We start from the raw sequence: 13,097 nt of genomic DNA on the forward strand, positions 1-13,097 counted from the left end.
CCGCGCAAGCAGTACGCGAGGTGTCGGTGAGATACGCGAACCTGGAGAAGATGATGGCACAGTATGTCGTTGAGCTGGATGGCGGACGGGAGCGCCTGGTGCAGATCCGAGAGGCGACGCGGGGGCAGTGGGTCGCCACCGTGGAGTCGCCGGTGGAGGAGTGGGGAGAACGCAAAGAGGTGGCCGTGCAGCTGGTCGGGCGCCAGGAAGGCGGCCGCGTGGTGGTGCGTGTCAATGGAGTCGAACACACCCTGGGAGTGGGCACGGTCGCCGGCGCTACGGGTGAGGTTCGGGTGCAAGGCACTGCGGCGAGTGCTGCGGGAGGGGAAGCGCGCCGCGCGACGGTGCGCTCGGCTGGCGAGGTGGTGCTCAGCCGCAGCGCCCGCGATTGCAGTAAGGCGCCGGCTGCGGCGGTGTCAGCTGAGGATGTGCAGCGCTCTCCGATGACCGGCGTGGTGCTCTCGGTGGAGGTGGCTGCGGGAGAGCGGGTGGAGTGTGGTCAGGCGTTGGCGGTGATCGAGGCGATGAAGATGGAGAACACCCTCTACGCGACGCACGCCGGTGTGATTGGCGAGGTGTGCGTGGGCCCTGGTGAGACGGTGCGGAAAGACGACGTGTTGATGCGCTGGGATGCCGGTGAGTCGAACCAAAACGAGGAGCTGTGATGAGTCAGTCCAATGAGATGGTCGAGCTGCAATCGGTGGTGAAGTCGCAGGATCGAGTGCCAGGCACCCGTGCAGGTGGTCAAAACGTTCAAGAAGATCGGGTGCCAGGCACCCGTGCAGGTGGTCAAAAAGTTCAAGAGGATCGGGTGCCAGGCACCCGTACCGATGGTCAAAAAGTTCAAGAGGATCGGGTGCCAGGCACCCGTGCAGGCGGTCAAAAAGTTCAAGAAGATCGAGTGCCAGGCACCCGTGCAGGTGGTCAAAAAGTTCAAGAAGATCGAATGCCCGGCACCGAGGTGATCTGGGAGGCGCGAGCGAAAGTGAGCGTTGCGATGGCCCGTCTGGAGCGCTTGTTTGACGATGGGACGCTGGAGGTGATCGGAGCCGAGGTCACCCACCGCGCGCAGGGCTTCGGGCTGGAGAAGAAAAAGATCCCGGGCGATGGCGTGATCACCGCAAGCGGGCTGATTGAGGGCAGGCCGGTGTTTGCGTACGCCCAGGATCGCACGGTGCTGGGAGGCAGTCTTGGGCAGGCGCACGCGCAGAAGATCGCCCGATTGCAGGACCTGGCGATGAGGGCCGGGGCGCCCTTTGTGGGCATCAATGACTCGGGGGGCGCGCGGATTCAGGAGGGCGTCGATGCGCTCGGGGGCTACGGGGAGATCTTTCGGCGCAATGTGGCCGCCTCCGGCGTCATTCCGCAGATCAGCGTCATCGCCGGGCCCTGCGCCGGCGGGGCGGTCTACTCGCCGGCGTTGACCGACTTTGTGGGGATGGTCGACCAGTCGAGCTTTATGTTTTTGACCGGTCCGAAGGTGGTCAAGACGGTGACCTTTGAGGATATCACGGTCGAGGATCTGGGCGGGGCGCGCACCCACGCGGAGCGCACCGGTGTGAGTCATTTTCGGTGGGGCAGTGATGAGGAGGCGATTGGCCAGGTGCGACGCCTGCTGAGTTATTTGCCCTCCAACCACAGGGAGGAGCCTCCTTTTGTGGCGCCCGGGGATGATGTGGCGCGGATGGATGTGGCGTTTAATGCGATCGTGCCCGCCGACCCCCGCAAACCTTACGATGTGCGTCGGGTGGTGGAGCTGGTCGTCGATCGCGACACCTTTATGGAGGTGCAGGCCGGGTGGGCAAAGAATGTGGTGGTGGGGCTGGGTCGCCTGGGCGGGCATGTGGTGGGGCTTGTGGCCAATCAGCCCCTGGTCAACGCCGGGGTGCTCGACATTGACGCGAGCCGCAAGGCGGCGCGCTTTATTCGCACCTGCAATGCTTTTGGGATTCCGCTGGTGAGCCTGGTGGATGTGCCCGGGTTTTTGCCCGGTCGGGAGCAGGAGTACGGCGGGGTGATCGACCACGGAGCGAAGTTACTCTACGCGTACTGCGAGGCCAGCGTGCCCAAGCTCTCGGTGATTCTGCGAAAGGCCTACGGGGGCGCGTACATCGTGATGAGTTCGCAGCATGTGGGCGGGGATGTGAACCTGGCCTGGCCGCGCGCAGAGATCGCGGTGATGGGCGCCAACGGGGCGGTCGAGGTGCTCAATCGTCGAGAGATCGCAGCGGCCGACGATCCGGAGGCGCGCGCCGCGGAGCTGCGGGCCGACTATGAGGAGCGTTTTCTCAACCCGAACATCGCCGCCCAGCGCGGTTATATCGACGCGGTGATCGAGCCCTGTGAGACGCGTTGGCGCCTCTATCGGCATCTGCGGGTGATGCTCAATAAGCGGGAGTGGAGCGCGCCTAAACGGCATGGGAACGGGCCGCTCTGAGGGAGGCGTTTCGTCGAGGTGCCAGGCATCCGGACATGGTGTTGGCGCCGAGGTGCCAGGCACTCGTACAGAAAGATTTCGCCGAGGTGCCAGGCCATCGCGCAAACTGATTTCGCCGAGGTGCCAGGCACTCGTACAGAAAGATTTCGCCGAGGTGCCAGGCCATCGCGCAAACTGATTTCGCCGAGGTGCCAGGCACTCGTACAGAAAGATTTCGCCGAGGTGCCAGGCCATCGCGCAAACTGATTTCGCCGAGGTGCCAGGCACTCGTACAGAAAGATTTCGCCGAGGTGCCAGGCCATCGCGCAAACTGATTTCGCCGAGGTGCCAGGCACTCGTACAGAAAGATTTCGCCGAGGTGCCAGGCCATCGCGCAAACTGATTTCGCTGAGGTGCCAGGCCATCGCGCAAACTGATTTCGCCGAGGTGCCAGGCCATCGCGCAACATGATGTCGCCGAGGTGCCAGGCGCCCGGACAGAATAATTTCACCGTGGTGCCAGGCACTCGGACAGAGTGAATTCACCGTGGTGCCAGGCACTCGGACACATCATGTCCGCCGAGGTGCCAGGCACTCGATCACATCACCGGCACCCATGTTTAGCCGATACGCCACCCGGCCATCGTGTCCGGCTCACGGTCGGAGTGCATCGCGATGAGCTCGGTGCGACGGCGAAGGTTGATGAGTTTGGGTTCAAACTCCAGGGTGGGGTCTGTGAAGTCGTCGAACTCACGCTGAAGCTCGAAGACGCCCAGGCGGTTGCCCTCGGCGGGTACCGCGTAGAAAGAGATGCCTCCCTGGGCGGTGGTGTAGATCTTGGCCAGGCCGCGGCGAGGGTTGGCGCGAAGTTCGGTGAGAAGTTCGCGCTCGTGGCTCAGGCGCAGGCGGCTGCGGTGGATGTTGCGCGTGGCGTCGAGCACAAGCTCGGCGCTCTCGTAGTAGTCGCGGCCGGGCAGCCCGAAGACCAGCGGGTTGGCGGCAAGCCAGGCTTTGAGTCGCGGCCAGAGCCCGAGGCTTTTGCGGACCATCCGGCGCACATCTTCGGCGGAGCGGGTCTGGGGGCGCGTCTCTCCGTAGTCACTCCAGTAGAGGGGGACGAGGCGGTCGGCCAGGCGGTCGCGGTCGAGGAAATGGCTGGAGCGCCACATGTTGAAGATGTAGGCGAGCACAAGGAGCAGGAGCAGGATGAAGAAGGTGCGGGCGATGGTGGTGCCCCAGCAGCGCCACAGCCCGGCCGCCTCCACCTGCACGGTCAGCGGGAGGCGCACCGGAGCGCTTGCGCCCTGGCGGGGGACGAGCGCGATCTCGGTGGTGTAGATGCCGGCCTCGCAGCAGGCGTCGGCGCGCAGGCGCAGGGTAAGAAGCGCGCTGGAGTCTGCGGCGTCCGGGGCGGTGCCTGGCGAGTGCACGACTTCGGTGGTGACCTGGCCCTGGTCGCCTTCGGGGAGGGCGTTGCCCTTAGCATCGAGGAAGGTCAGGCGGAGGTCTTCGCCCGGCCAGCCTGTGCGCTCGTCGGTGGGGAGGATGACCGCGTCGAAGCGCTGGGCGCGGCGGTGGTTTCCGGAGAGGCTCACGCGAAGATCGCGGAGTTGGCCGCCGCGCAGGGTGGTCTCAATCTGTGTGGGGGCGGCGAACTGGCTGATGAGCTCGGCGCGCACCGGGATGGTGAGGGTGGGGATGGGGATGGAGTGGGCGCCGCGGTCGAACTCCAGGCGCAGAGCGTTGTCGAGGGTGCGGCGCAGATCGACCGGGCCGCAGTAGGGGGCAACCCGGGTCTCCAGGGTGTAGGACTGGCCGGGGGTGATGGTCTGGGCCTGGTCTGTGGCCACACCGCTGAGCGCGAAGGTGACGCATTCGGGAAGATCGGCGGGGCGGGCCACGGTGAGGCGGGCGCGGGTGGCGGGGAAGTTCCCGTCGATGAGGATTTCTTGAAAATGATCGGTGCCGGGCAAAAGATCGCCAGCTTCCAGGTTGGCCGGTGTCGCCGAGATGCGGCGGGTGGAGACCTGGAGGTTGCGCGCGGCGCCGCGCAGGGTCACCGGGGTGCCCTGGGCGGAGGGCAGCGTGATGCGCGGGGAGAGGATGTGGTCGCCCTCCTGGAGGTTGACGCGCTCAAAGCGGAAGATCGCCGCCTCGTCGGTGGCGGCCGCCGGCAGGCGGCGCGGCCGGGCGCCGGGCTCCTGGTAGAGGAGGGCGGCCTCGGTGCCGCGGGAGGCGACGTCGGCGCTGACGGCCTGGCCCTTTTCATTGACAAGCGAGAGGGTCACGCAGATGCCTGCGCCGACCTGCACATAGCTCGTGTCTTCGCCCTGGCTTCCGCAGCGCCCCTGCTGGACGCGGGTCTCCACAAAGAGACGGTAGTCGGGCAGCGCAACCACCCGCCAGCGGTTGGCGCCGCCTGAGACCTGGACGGTGACCGGCGCGGTGCCAGGTTCATAGTCGAGGGCGACGTAGCGGTAGCGTTTGCCGTCTTCGTACTGGTGAAGACCGCTGCGGGAGGCGCCGAGCGTGCTAGGCTGGCCTGCCGGGGAGTTGAGGTTGATGCGAAGTTCGCTTCCCTGATCCGGGGCGACGGCCAGAAGTCGGATGCGGCGGGCGCCGGTGTGGGCGGGGATGGTGGTGGTGCCCGGGCGGAGAAGATGCGCGCTGTAACCCTGGGAGCGCGAGAGGGCATTGGCAAAGGGGCCGAGCAGGTCGGTGGGATCGTCAGCGCCCACCTCGCCGACGCTGCCGCCGCTCTCTCGGGCAAGATCGACCAGGTACTCCGAGAAGACGCGTCCGCGCCAGCGCAGGAGGTAGAATTGGAAGAGTTCGTCCTGGTGAGAGTCGATGGAGTCGAGGTAGCGCTCGGCGTTGATTTGAGCGTCGTTGCACTCGCCATCGGTCAGAAAAAGCACGACCTGGGCGGTGTTGGGGCGACGCGCGCGGTTGAGCTCGTCGCGCACCGCATCGAGGGCTGAGGCGCAGGGGGTGAGTTTGCCGGGGTAGGCGGCGACGGGGCCGTCGTTGGCGAGCATGGACTGGAGGCGGGCGCGGTTCTCGGCCAGGGGCGCAATGGGCATCGGGGATTCGCCCTCGCGCGCGCCGTTGAGGCGCAGGACGCTGACCTCATCGCGATCGTCGAGCATGCTTAAGAGGGAGCGGGTGGCGAAGATGGCCAGGCGCTCCGGGTCGGCGGCCGGCCCCTCGGCGGTGCGCACGCGCATGGAGCCGGAGTCGTCGACGACGATCAGAAACTGAACGCTGCGCGACTGGGCGCTGTGGGCCGGAGCGCTCTCCTGGGCGATGAGCGGGGGAGCGCAGAGAAGTGCAGCCAGGGTGATGAGCAGCGCGGTCAGGCGTGGCGCGAAGCGGGAAGAGCGGAAGTCATCATGGCGAGGGGCAGAGGTAAGCACGCGGGCAACCTTCGTTCGGAGGTCATCGTCGATGTTCCCACCCTAAGGTAGAGCGAGGCGCTTCGCCAGCGCGCCGCCAATGTGTCCCCCTGTCAGGACACGCGAAGAAGTCACGCGCGTGTATTTAGAGAGGTGGGGATGGGGCCGGGAAAACGAGCGGTCAGGCGAAGAAGAAGAGGATCGCACCCAGCGCGATCGCGCCGACGACAAGTCCCAGCGCGATATCCACCCAGGCGGAGCGCCCCTCCTCGGCGGGCTCTTCAGGCAGGGCGGTGGCCATGGTGGCCGTCGAGCTGCGTGAGACGGCGGGCATCTGCGCGGTGGGTCGGTAGCCGGGCTGCCGAGGTTGAGCCTGGCGCAGGTAGTCGACGGTGGGCTCGCTCTCGAGCACCAGGTGCTGGGCGGAGGCGTCGGCCAGGGCCTGGTCGATCTCTACCAGCGAGGGTCGCCCGTCGGAGCGGGGGCGAGTGTGGGCTTGCTGGTCGGCGCTGCCGGTGGAGGGAGGGGCGCTGGTCAGGGGGACATCGTCGGTGTAGGGGCCGACGCCTTCGAGGTTGAGGGCGCGCAGTGCGTCGATCATCTCGACGGCGCTCTGATAACGGCGGCTGAGATCTTTGGCGATGGCCCGCTCCAGAATAGGCGCAAAGACCGAGCGTCGCAGCTCACGGGGGAGTTTGATGTCTTTTTTGGAGCCCTGAAAGACGATCGTGTCATAGACGTTTTCGATGTCGACAACTTTTTCGCCGGTGAGCATCTCGGCCAGGATCAAACCTAAGGCGTAGATGTCGGCCTGGGGGCCGACGTTCTTTTTGTGCACGAGCTCCGGCGACATGTAGGCGGGGGTTCCCACCAGGGTGCCGGCGTTGGTGATCTCAAAGTCGGTCTCGCCATCGAGGGCTTTGGCAAAGCCGAAGTCCAGAACTTTGACCTGTCCGCGGTCGCCATCGTTGACCAAAAAGATGTTGGCCGGCTTTAAGTCGCGGTGGACGATGCCGGTGGCGTGGGCGGCGTGCAGGGCGGCCAGGGCCTCAATGGTGATGCGGCGCGCCAGCGCCTCGGAGAGGGCGCCGTGGTGCTGGAGCAAGGAGCGCAGGTCGGTGCCCTGCAGGTACTCCATGGCCATGTAGGGCAGGCCCGACTCGGTCTGGCCGTAGTAGTAGACCTGGACGACGTGGGGGTGGCGCAGGCTGTAGATGAGGCTTGCCTCGCGCTCAAAGCGCTGGCGCAGCTCATTCTCGTCGTGGGGGCCGGGCTTGAGCACCTTGAGCGCGAGGGTGCGGTGCTCAAGCAGATCGCGAACTTTGTAGACGGCGCCGAAGTTGCCGCTGTCGATTTCTTCTTCGACGCGGAAGACATCGTCGACGATGTCGCCGGCAGCGGGCATCAGGGCCATGGGGGGAACTCGAGCAACGGGCAGATCACGAGGAAAGGGGGCGCGGCGGGCTATGATGGCCTCTGTGGGGAAAGGTGGCAAGAGTAAAGGAGTTGGCGGTGGGGAAGATGTCGGGGTGCCAGGCACTGCGGTGAAATGTGGGGGATGTCCGGGTGCCAGGCACTGCGGTGAAATGTGGGGGATGTCCGGGTGCCAGGCACCGCGGCGAAATGTGGGGGATGTAGGGGTGCCAGGCACCGCGGCGAAATGTGGGGGATGTAGGGGTGCCAGGCACCACGGTGAAATGTGGGAGATGTGCGAGTGCCAGGCACCGCGGCAGATTTCGATGCGTGTTGAGATGTCCGGGTGCCAGGCACTGCGGCAGATTTCGATGCGTGTTGAGATGTCCGGGTGCCAGGCACTGCGACAGATTTCGATGCGTGTTGAGATGTCCGAGTGCCAGGCACCGCGGCGGATTTCGATGTGTGTTGAGATGTACGAGTGCCAGGCACCGCGGTCGCGGGTTGTGATGGTGACGACGATCGATGGCCTGGCACCCGGGGGGATCTGTAAGAAGATGTGGGACAATTTGAGCGGGAATGGTAAGGTGTGCGGGCGACGTTGAATCTGGCAGCGGGGGGACCACCTTTGATGGGCGGGAAGGCGCATTGAGCGAAGCCATTCGGCGTATCAACAACGATCAGTTTAGAGGTGGGGCAGCGCGGGTTGTCGGTCGGAGAGGCGTCGACCTAAGATCCCGATGGTGAGTTTGACACAAGAGACCCGCTTGCGGCGTGTGCGCACGTGGTGAGGGGAGACGATCAGGAACGAGATGAGCTTTATGAAACGACAGGGTCGCTATGTGGTAGCTGCCGTCGCCGTGACGATCGCGTTTGCGCTGAGCGTGCAGTTTGGCGAGCGCGGGGTGCAGTTTGATTTAAGTCAGGCGACGGTCTCGGCCCAGGAGGGGGAGGAGGAGGCGTATCGCTTCTCTTCGCTGCGGATTCTCAACCGGGTGCTCCTGCAGCTGAAAGACAACTACGTGGAGCCCGAGCGTATTGAGCCGGCGAAGATGCTGATCGCGTCCCTGGAGGCGGTGCAGAACCAGATTCCGGAGTTTGTGGTCAGCTATGAGGTCGATGAGCCCGAGCAGAGCCCGGAGAAGGTGGTGGTGCAGGTGGGCTCGGAGCGGCGGGAGTTTGAGGCCAACTCCATGGAGAGTCTCTGGGAGATGAGCCTTCGTCTCAAAGAGATCTTTTTGTTTGTGGAGCAGCACCTGCCCGAGGATCCGGAGCGTAAGAATGAGGATATTGAGTACGCCGCGATCAACGGGCTGCTCTCCACGCTGGACCCGCACAGCAATCTTTTGCCGCCGACCTATTATGAGGAGATGCAGACCCAGACCGGGGGGCGTTTCGGGGGGCTGGGGATCGTGATCTCGATTCGCGACGGGCAGCTCACTGTGATCAGCCCGATTGAGGGGACGCCGGCCTCGCAGCGGGGCATTAAGGCACAGGATCGTATTGTGCGTATCGGCGAGGAATCGACGATCAATATGAACCTCAACGAGGCGGTGAATTTGCTTCGCGGGGAGCCGGGCACCGATGTGAATTTGTGGATTCAGCGGGCGAACTGGCCGGAGCCGCGCGAGTTCACGGTGACGCGAGCGGTGATCAAGATCGAGAGCGTGGACTCCAAGCCCCTGGCCGAGAAGGTGGGGTATCTGCGCATCAAGAATTTTCAGGCCAACACCTACAGCGATGTGCGCACCCATCTGGCGGAGCTCAAGGAGCAGATGGGCGGGATGCAGGGGCTGATTCTGGATATGCGGGACAACCCGGGCGGGCTTCTGGAGCAGTCGATCCGCATCAGCGACCTCTTTGTCGATGAAGGGACGATCGTGAGCACCGTCGGGGTGGGCAACAAGCTTCGGGAGACGAAGTCGGCCAACCGCGCGGGCACCGAGCCCAATTATCCGATCGTGGTGCTGGTCAACGGCGGAAGCGCCTCGGCCAGTGAGATTGTGGCCGGTGCGTTGCAGAAGAACGATCGGGCGGTGGTGCTGGGCGATACGACCTTTGGCAAGGGAACGGTGCAGATTCTCTATGAGTTCCCGGACGACTCGGCGCTCAAGCTGACGGTGGCGCAGTATCTGACCCCGGGTGGGGTTTCGATTCAGAACGAGGGGATCATCCCCGATCTGCGCACGATTCCGGTGGTGGTGACGCCGGATTCGGTCAACATGTTTTTGTCACAGTCGATGCAGCGCGAGAGTGACCTGGCGATGTCTTTGGCCAACCCCTCGACCCAGCCCGATGCCGGGGGCGTGGTGCGGCAGATTCGCTACCTGGATGAAGACGCGCTCAGCGAGGATGAAGAGGAGTTCGTCAACCCGGATGAGTTCCGCGAAGATTTTGAAATTCGGCTGGCCCAGCGGCTGCTGGTTGCCGCTGGCGAAGAGCACCGACGGGAGGCGCTGCTGGAGAAGCTCCAGGGCGAGTTACAGTCGGTCTTCGACGCGGAGCTGGCCGAGATCAAGACGGAACTCGACAAGATGGGCGTGGATTGGAGCGCTGGCGAGTCGGTGGCCAACGCCGATTACGAGCTTGAGGTGCGCACCTCGACCGAAGGCCCCTGGGAGGCCGGTCAGGAGATCGAGGTGACCGCCGCGCTGACCAACCGCGGTACTCAGCCGCTCCACCGGGTTAAGGCGCTGACGCGCTCCGATAACCTGCTGCTGCGCCACCGAGAGTTTATCTTCGGTAAAGTTGAGCCCGGGGAGACGCGGGAGTGGACGGTCACCCTGGAGATTCCCAAGGACAGCGCCAGCCGCCACGATCGCATGGAGTTTGTGGTCAGCGATGATGAGCAGGAGTTTGCTGGCGAGCATCATTTTGACCTTCCGATTCAGGGCCAGGAGCGTCCGCAGTTTGCGTTCTCCTATGAGGTTCTCGGCGGAAACGGTGATGGGGTGTTGCAGGCTGAGGAGGATGTCACCCTGCGCATTCATCTGGAAAATGTTGGCGCCGTGCCCAGCGATGAGGTGATGGTTTACCTCAAGAACCTCTCGGGCGATGCGATCTATCTGAACCGCGGCCGGGGAACGGTTGAGGATCTGGCGGCGGGCGGAACCGAAGAGTTCGACTTTGAGTTCCGCGTGCGCCGAAGCCCCGAGGAGGGAGTGGCCCGGCTGGAGCTCGACCTCTACGACATGGCCTACCGGGAGTTTGTGCAGAAGATTTTGGAGATTCCCGTCATCGAGGATGTGGCACCGGTCGAAGAGGCCGGAGGCGTGGCGACGATCGGCGCCCAGGGAGCGGTCTCGCACGTTGGTGCGCACGCCCGGAGCGCGGAGGTCGCGCGTCTGGAGCCCGGTGCCCGGCTGGAGGTTGCAGCGCGCAGTGGCGACTGGCTCAAGCTCAAGCTCGGAGATCGCGAGGTCTGGGTCAGCTCCGACAAGGCGACGACGGCCGATGGTGAGGCGTCCTCGGGCGATAGTGTCGCCAGCTGGAGCCGTTTCCAGAAGCCGATGGTGTCGCTCAACCCGACGCAGATGCTGACAGGAGACGCGGCCGTGCAACTCAAGGGCACCATCCGCGATGAGGGTCTGATTCAGGATTACTACGTGGTGGTGCAGCGTCAGGGGGGCCCACGTGACGTTCAGACGCGTAAGTTGAACTATGAGCGCGTCGATCGCGATGAGGTGTCCTTCGACGCCCAGGTGCCTCTCTTTGAGGGCATGAACCGAATCTCGCTGGTCACGCGTGACGAGTCTGGTTTGATGACCACGGAGAGCGTGTACGTGTACCGCGAACGAAGCTGATGTTCGGGCGAAAGCCCTGGATGATGTGAGACATAAATAACGCCCGGATCGGATGATCCGGGCGTTTTTTAATTGCGCCAACCTGGGGTGTGCAGGTTCAAGACCTGGTGCCAGGCCATCGAACATGTTTCTTCAAACAACCTGAAGATCGGGTGCCAGGCCATCGAACATGCGGTTGCAGACGACCTGGTGCCAGGCCATCGGACATGTGGTTGCAGACGACCTGGTGCCAGGCCATCGAACATCAGAACGAAGATCGATGTCACCCGGAGCAACCTATGCGCACATCGCGTTAGTGATCGCGGCGCTCTACCGTGAATTCGGCCAGATCACGCGCGATCTCGACGTTGGGGAAGATCGAACGTGCGCCCCGGAGCACTTCCTCCAGGTTGAGGTGCTTTTGGGAGATGTGCGTCAGAATCAGGCGCCGGGCCCGGGCGTCGCGAGCGCATCGCGCGGCGTCGGCCGAGGTGGAGTGTCCGCGCTGGTGGGCGCTGCGTTCATCACCGGCGACGTAGGTGGCCTCGTGGATGAGGAGGTCGGCATCGCGAGCCAACTCAACGGCCTCGGGGCAAGGGATGGTGTCGCAGCAGTAGGCGATCTTCAGACCTGGTCGTGCCGGCCCGAGCACCTGGGCGGGCTCGATCGTGCGGCCATCCTCCAGGGTGATGGTTTCGCCACGTTGCAACTTTCCGAAGAGCGGGCCTGAGGGGATGGACAGGGCGCGGGCGCGCTCAAGATCAAAGCGTCCCGGGCGACTCTCTTCGACGAGGGCGTAGCCCCAGGTATCGATGCGGTGATTCAAAGCCTGCGTCTCGACGTGAAAGCCCTCGCCATCAAAGACGGTGCCAGCCTCGGTGATCTCGTGCAGGCGCACGCGAAAGCCGGGCCGAAGGATGTGCAGATCATGGAGGGTCTTGAACCAGCGTCGCAACCCGCGGGGGCCGTAGATGTCGAGAGCGTCATCGCGCTGATTGAGCGTCAGTGAGCCGAGCAGGCCGGGGAGGCCGTTGACGTGGTCGCCGTGGAAGTGGCTCAAAAAGATCGCGCGCAGCGCGCCGGGGCGAAGCCCCGAGCGGGTCAGCTGCAGCTGAGTGGCCTCGCCGCAGTCAAAGAGAAAGAGCTCTCCTTCGCGAAAGAGTGCGACCGATGAGACGTTGCGTTGCGGCATGGGCTTGCCGCTGCCGGTCCCGAGAAAAACGAGTTGAATGGACATGATACGATGGTCGAGGCTGGCAAAATCGATGAAGCGTCAGGGCGCCGGAGAAGTCGGGGCCAAAAGGTCGGCCACCATGGACGATCGCAGGGATCGGGTCAACCGGGGTGATATGACGCTGCGTAGGTGCCAGGCCATGCGACATGTCCGGGTGCCAGGCCATGCGACATGTCCGGGTGCCAGGCAAAGCGACATGTGCGGGTGCCAGGCAAAGCGACATGTGCGGGTGCCAGGCAAAGCGATATGTGCGGGTGCCAGGCAAAGCGACATGTCCGGGTGCCAGGCCATGCGACATGTCAGCCCATGGAACAAGACAAAAAACGCCCCGGATGCGGTATCGGCCGCGTCCGGGGCGTTTGTGTCTCGTCGGAGAATTAGTCGAGGTCGCGGACCAGTCGGTCGACGTGTCCGGTGGCGCGGACGTTGTCGTGGATAGCCTCGATCTTTCCGTCGGCGTCGATAAAGAAGGTGGAGCGAACCAGGCCTTCGTAGGTGCGGCCGTAGTTGGTCTTCTCGCGCCAGACGCCGTAGGCCTCGGCCACGCTGTGGTCGGTGTCGGCCAGAAGCGGGAAGTTGAGGTCGTGCTTCTCGCGGAACTTCGCGTGGCGCTCCACCGGATCGGGGGAGACGCCGTAGATGGCGTAGCCTCGCTCGGCAAAGGTGTCGAGGTTGTCGCGGAAGTCGCAGGCCTGCTTGGTGCAGCCCGGCGTCATGTCTTTGGGGTAGAAGTAGAGGACGAACTTCTGCCCTTTGAGATCAGCGAGGCTGACGTCGCCCTGAGTATCGGAAGCGAGCGTGAAGTCGGGGGCGGCGTCGCCGACGGAGAGTTTCGGGTTTACTGCCATGGTGACGAAC

At 64.3% G+C, this 13,097-nt stretch carries 7 protein-coding genes; 3 read left to right on the plus strand and 4 right to left on the minus strand.

Going from position 1 to position 13,097, the window contains the following annotated elements; translation table 11 throughout:
- The first annotated feature begins 53 nt into the window (after positions 1-53).
- On the plus strand, positions 54-665 hold the full coding sequence (locus FRC98_RS13065) for an acyl-CoA carboxylase biotin carboxyl carrier protein subunit (RefSeq protein ID WP_230467582.1): 612 nt from the start codon (positions 54-56) through the stop codon (positions 663-665).
- Positions 665-2,437 carry an acyl-CoA carboxylase subunit beta gene (locus FRC98_RS13070; protein WP_230467583.1) on the plus strand — a complete coding sequence of 591 codons (1,773 nt, stop codon included), beginning with the start codon at positions 665-667 and terminating at the stop codon, positions 2,435-2,437. The genes FRC98_RS13065 and FRC98_RS13070 overlap by 1 nt, the downstream gene beginning before the upstream one ends.
- A 598-nt stretch (positions 2,438-3,035) precedes the next feature.
- On the opposite strand, the gene FRC98_RS13075 is transcribed toward FRC98_RS13070, so the two are convergent.
- Together FRC98_RS13075 and FRC98_RS13080 are read right to left on the minus strand one after the other, a co-directional pair.
- A complete protein-coding gene (locus FRC98_RS13075; RefSeq protein ID WP_146981889.1) occupies positions 3,036-5,831 on the minus strand; it encodes a VWA domain-containing protein in 2,796 nt (931 codons plus the stop codon).
- Between the two features lie 160 nt (positions 5,832-5,991).
- Positions 5,992-7,224 (minus strand): serine/threonine-protein kinase, encoded by a 1,233-nt coding sequence (locus tag FRC98_RS13080; protein WP_230467584.1) that lies wholly within the window; start codon positions 7,222-7,224, stop codon positions 5,992-5,994.
- Positions 7,225-8,044: 820 nt separating this feature from the next.
- Between FRC98_RS13080 and FRC98_RS13085 the strand changes: the two genes are divergently transcribed.
- Positions 8,045-11,026 (plus strand): MXAN_5808 family serine peptidase, encoded by a 2,982-nt coding sequence (locus FRC98_RS13085; RefSeq protein WP_230467585.1) that lies wholly within the window; start codon positions 8,045-8,047, stop codon positions 11,024-11,026.
- Positions 11,027-11,318: 292 nt separating this feature from the next.
- Here the strand turns inward: FRC98_RS13085 and rnz are convergent, their stop codons facing one another.
- Together rnz and bcp are read right to left on the minus strand one after the other, a co-directional pair.
- On the minus strand, positions 11,319-12,242 hold the full coding sequence (rnz, locus tag FRC98_RS13090; RefSeq protein WP_146981892.1) for a ribonuclease Z: 924 nt from the start codon (positions 12,240-12,242) through the stop codon (positions 11,319-11,321).
- Between the two features lie 374 nt (positions 12,243-12,616).
- Positions 12,617-13,087: a thioredoxin-dependent thiol peroxidase gene (gene bcp, locus FRC98_RS13095; RefSeq protein WP_146981893.1), complete on the minus strand. Its 471-nt coding sequence runs from the start codon at positions 13,085-13,087 to the stop codon at positions 12,617-12,619.
- Positions 13,088-13,097 lie beyond the last annotated feature (10 nt).

It is taken from the genome of Lujinxingia vulgaris (genome assembly GCF_007997015.1).
GTDB classification, from domain to species: Bacteria; Myxococcota_A; Bradymonadia; order Bradymonadales; family Bradymonadaceae; genus Lujinxingia; species Lujinxingia vulgaris.

What these genes read in the sequence shown, in the direction of transcription:
- FRC98_RS13080 (WP_230467584.1), bottom strand. Translation starts at nt 7,224, where the DNA reads ATGGCCCTGATGCCCGCTGCCGGCGACATCGTCGACGATGTCTTCCGC.
- bcp (WP_146981893.1), bottom strand. Translation starts at nt 13,087, where the DNA reads ATGGCAGTAAACCCGAAACTCTCCGTCGGCGACGCCGCCCCCGACTTC.
- rnz (WP_146981892.1), bottom strand. Translation starts at nt 12,242, where the DNA reads ATGTCCATTCAACTCGTTTTTCTCGGGACCGGCAGCGGCAAGCCCATG.
- FRC98_RS13065 (WP_230467582.1), top strand. Translation starts at nt 54, where the DNA reads ATGGCACAGTATGTCGTTGAGCTGGATGGCGGACGGGAGCGCCTGGTG.
- FRC98_RS13070 (WP_230467583.1), top strand. Translation starts at nt 665, where the DNA reads ATGAGTCAGTCCAATGAGATGGTCGAGCTGCAATCGGTGGTGAAGTCG.
- FRC98_RS13085 (WP_230467585.1), top strand. Translation starts at nt 8,045, where the DNA reads ATGAAACGACAGGGTCGCTATGTGGTAGCTGCCGTCGCCGTGACGATC.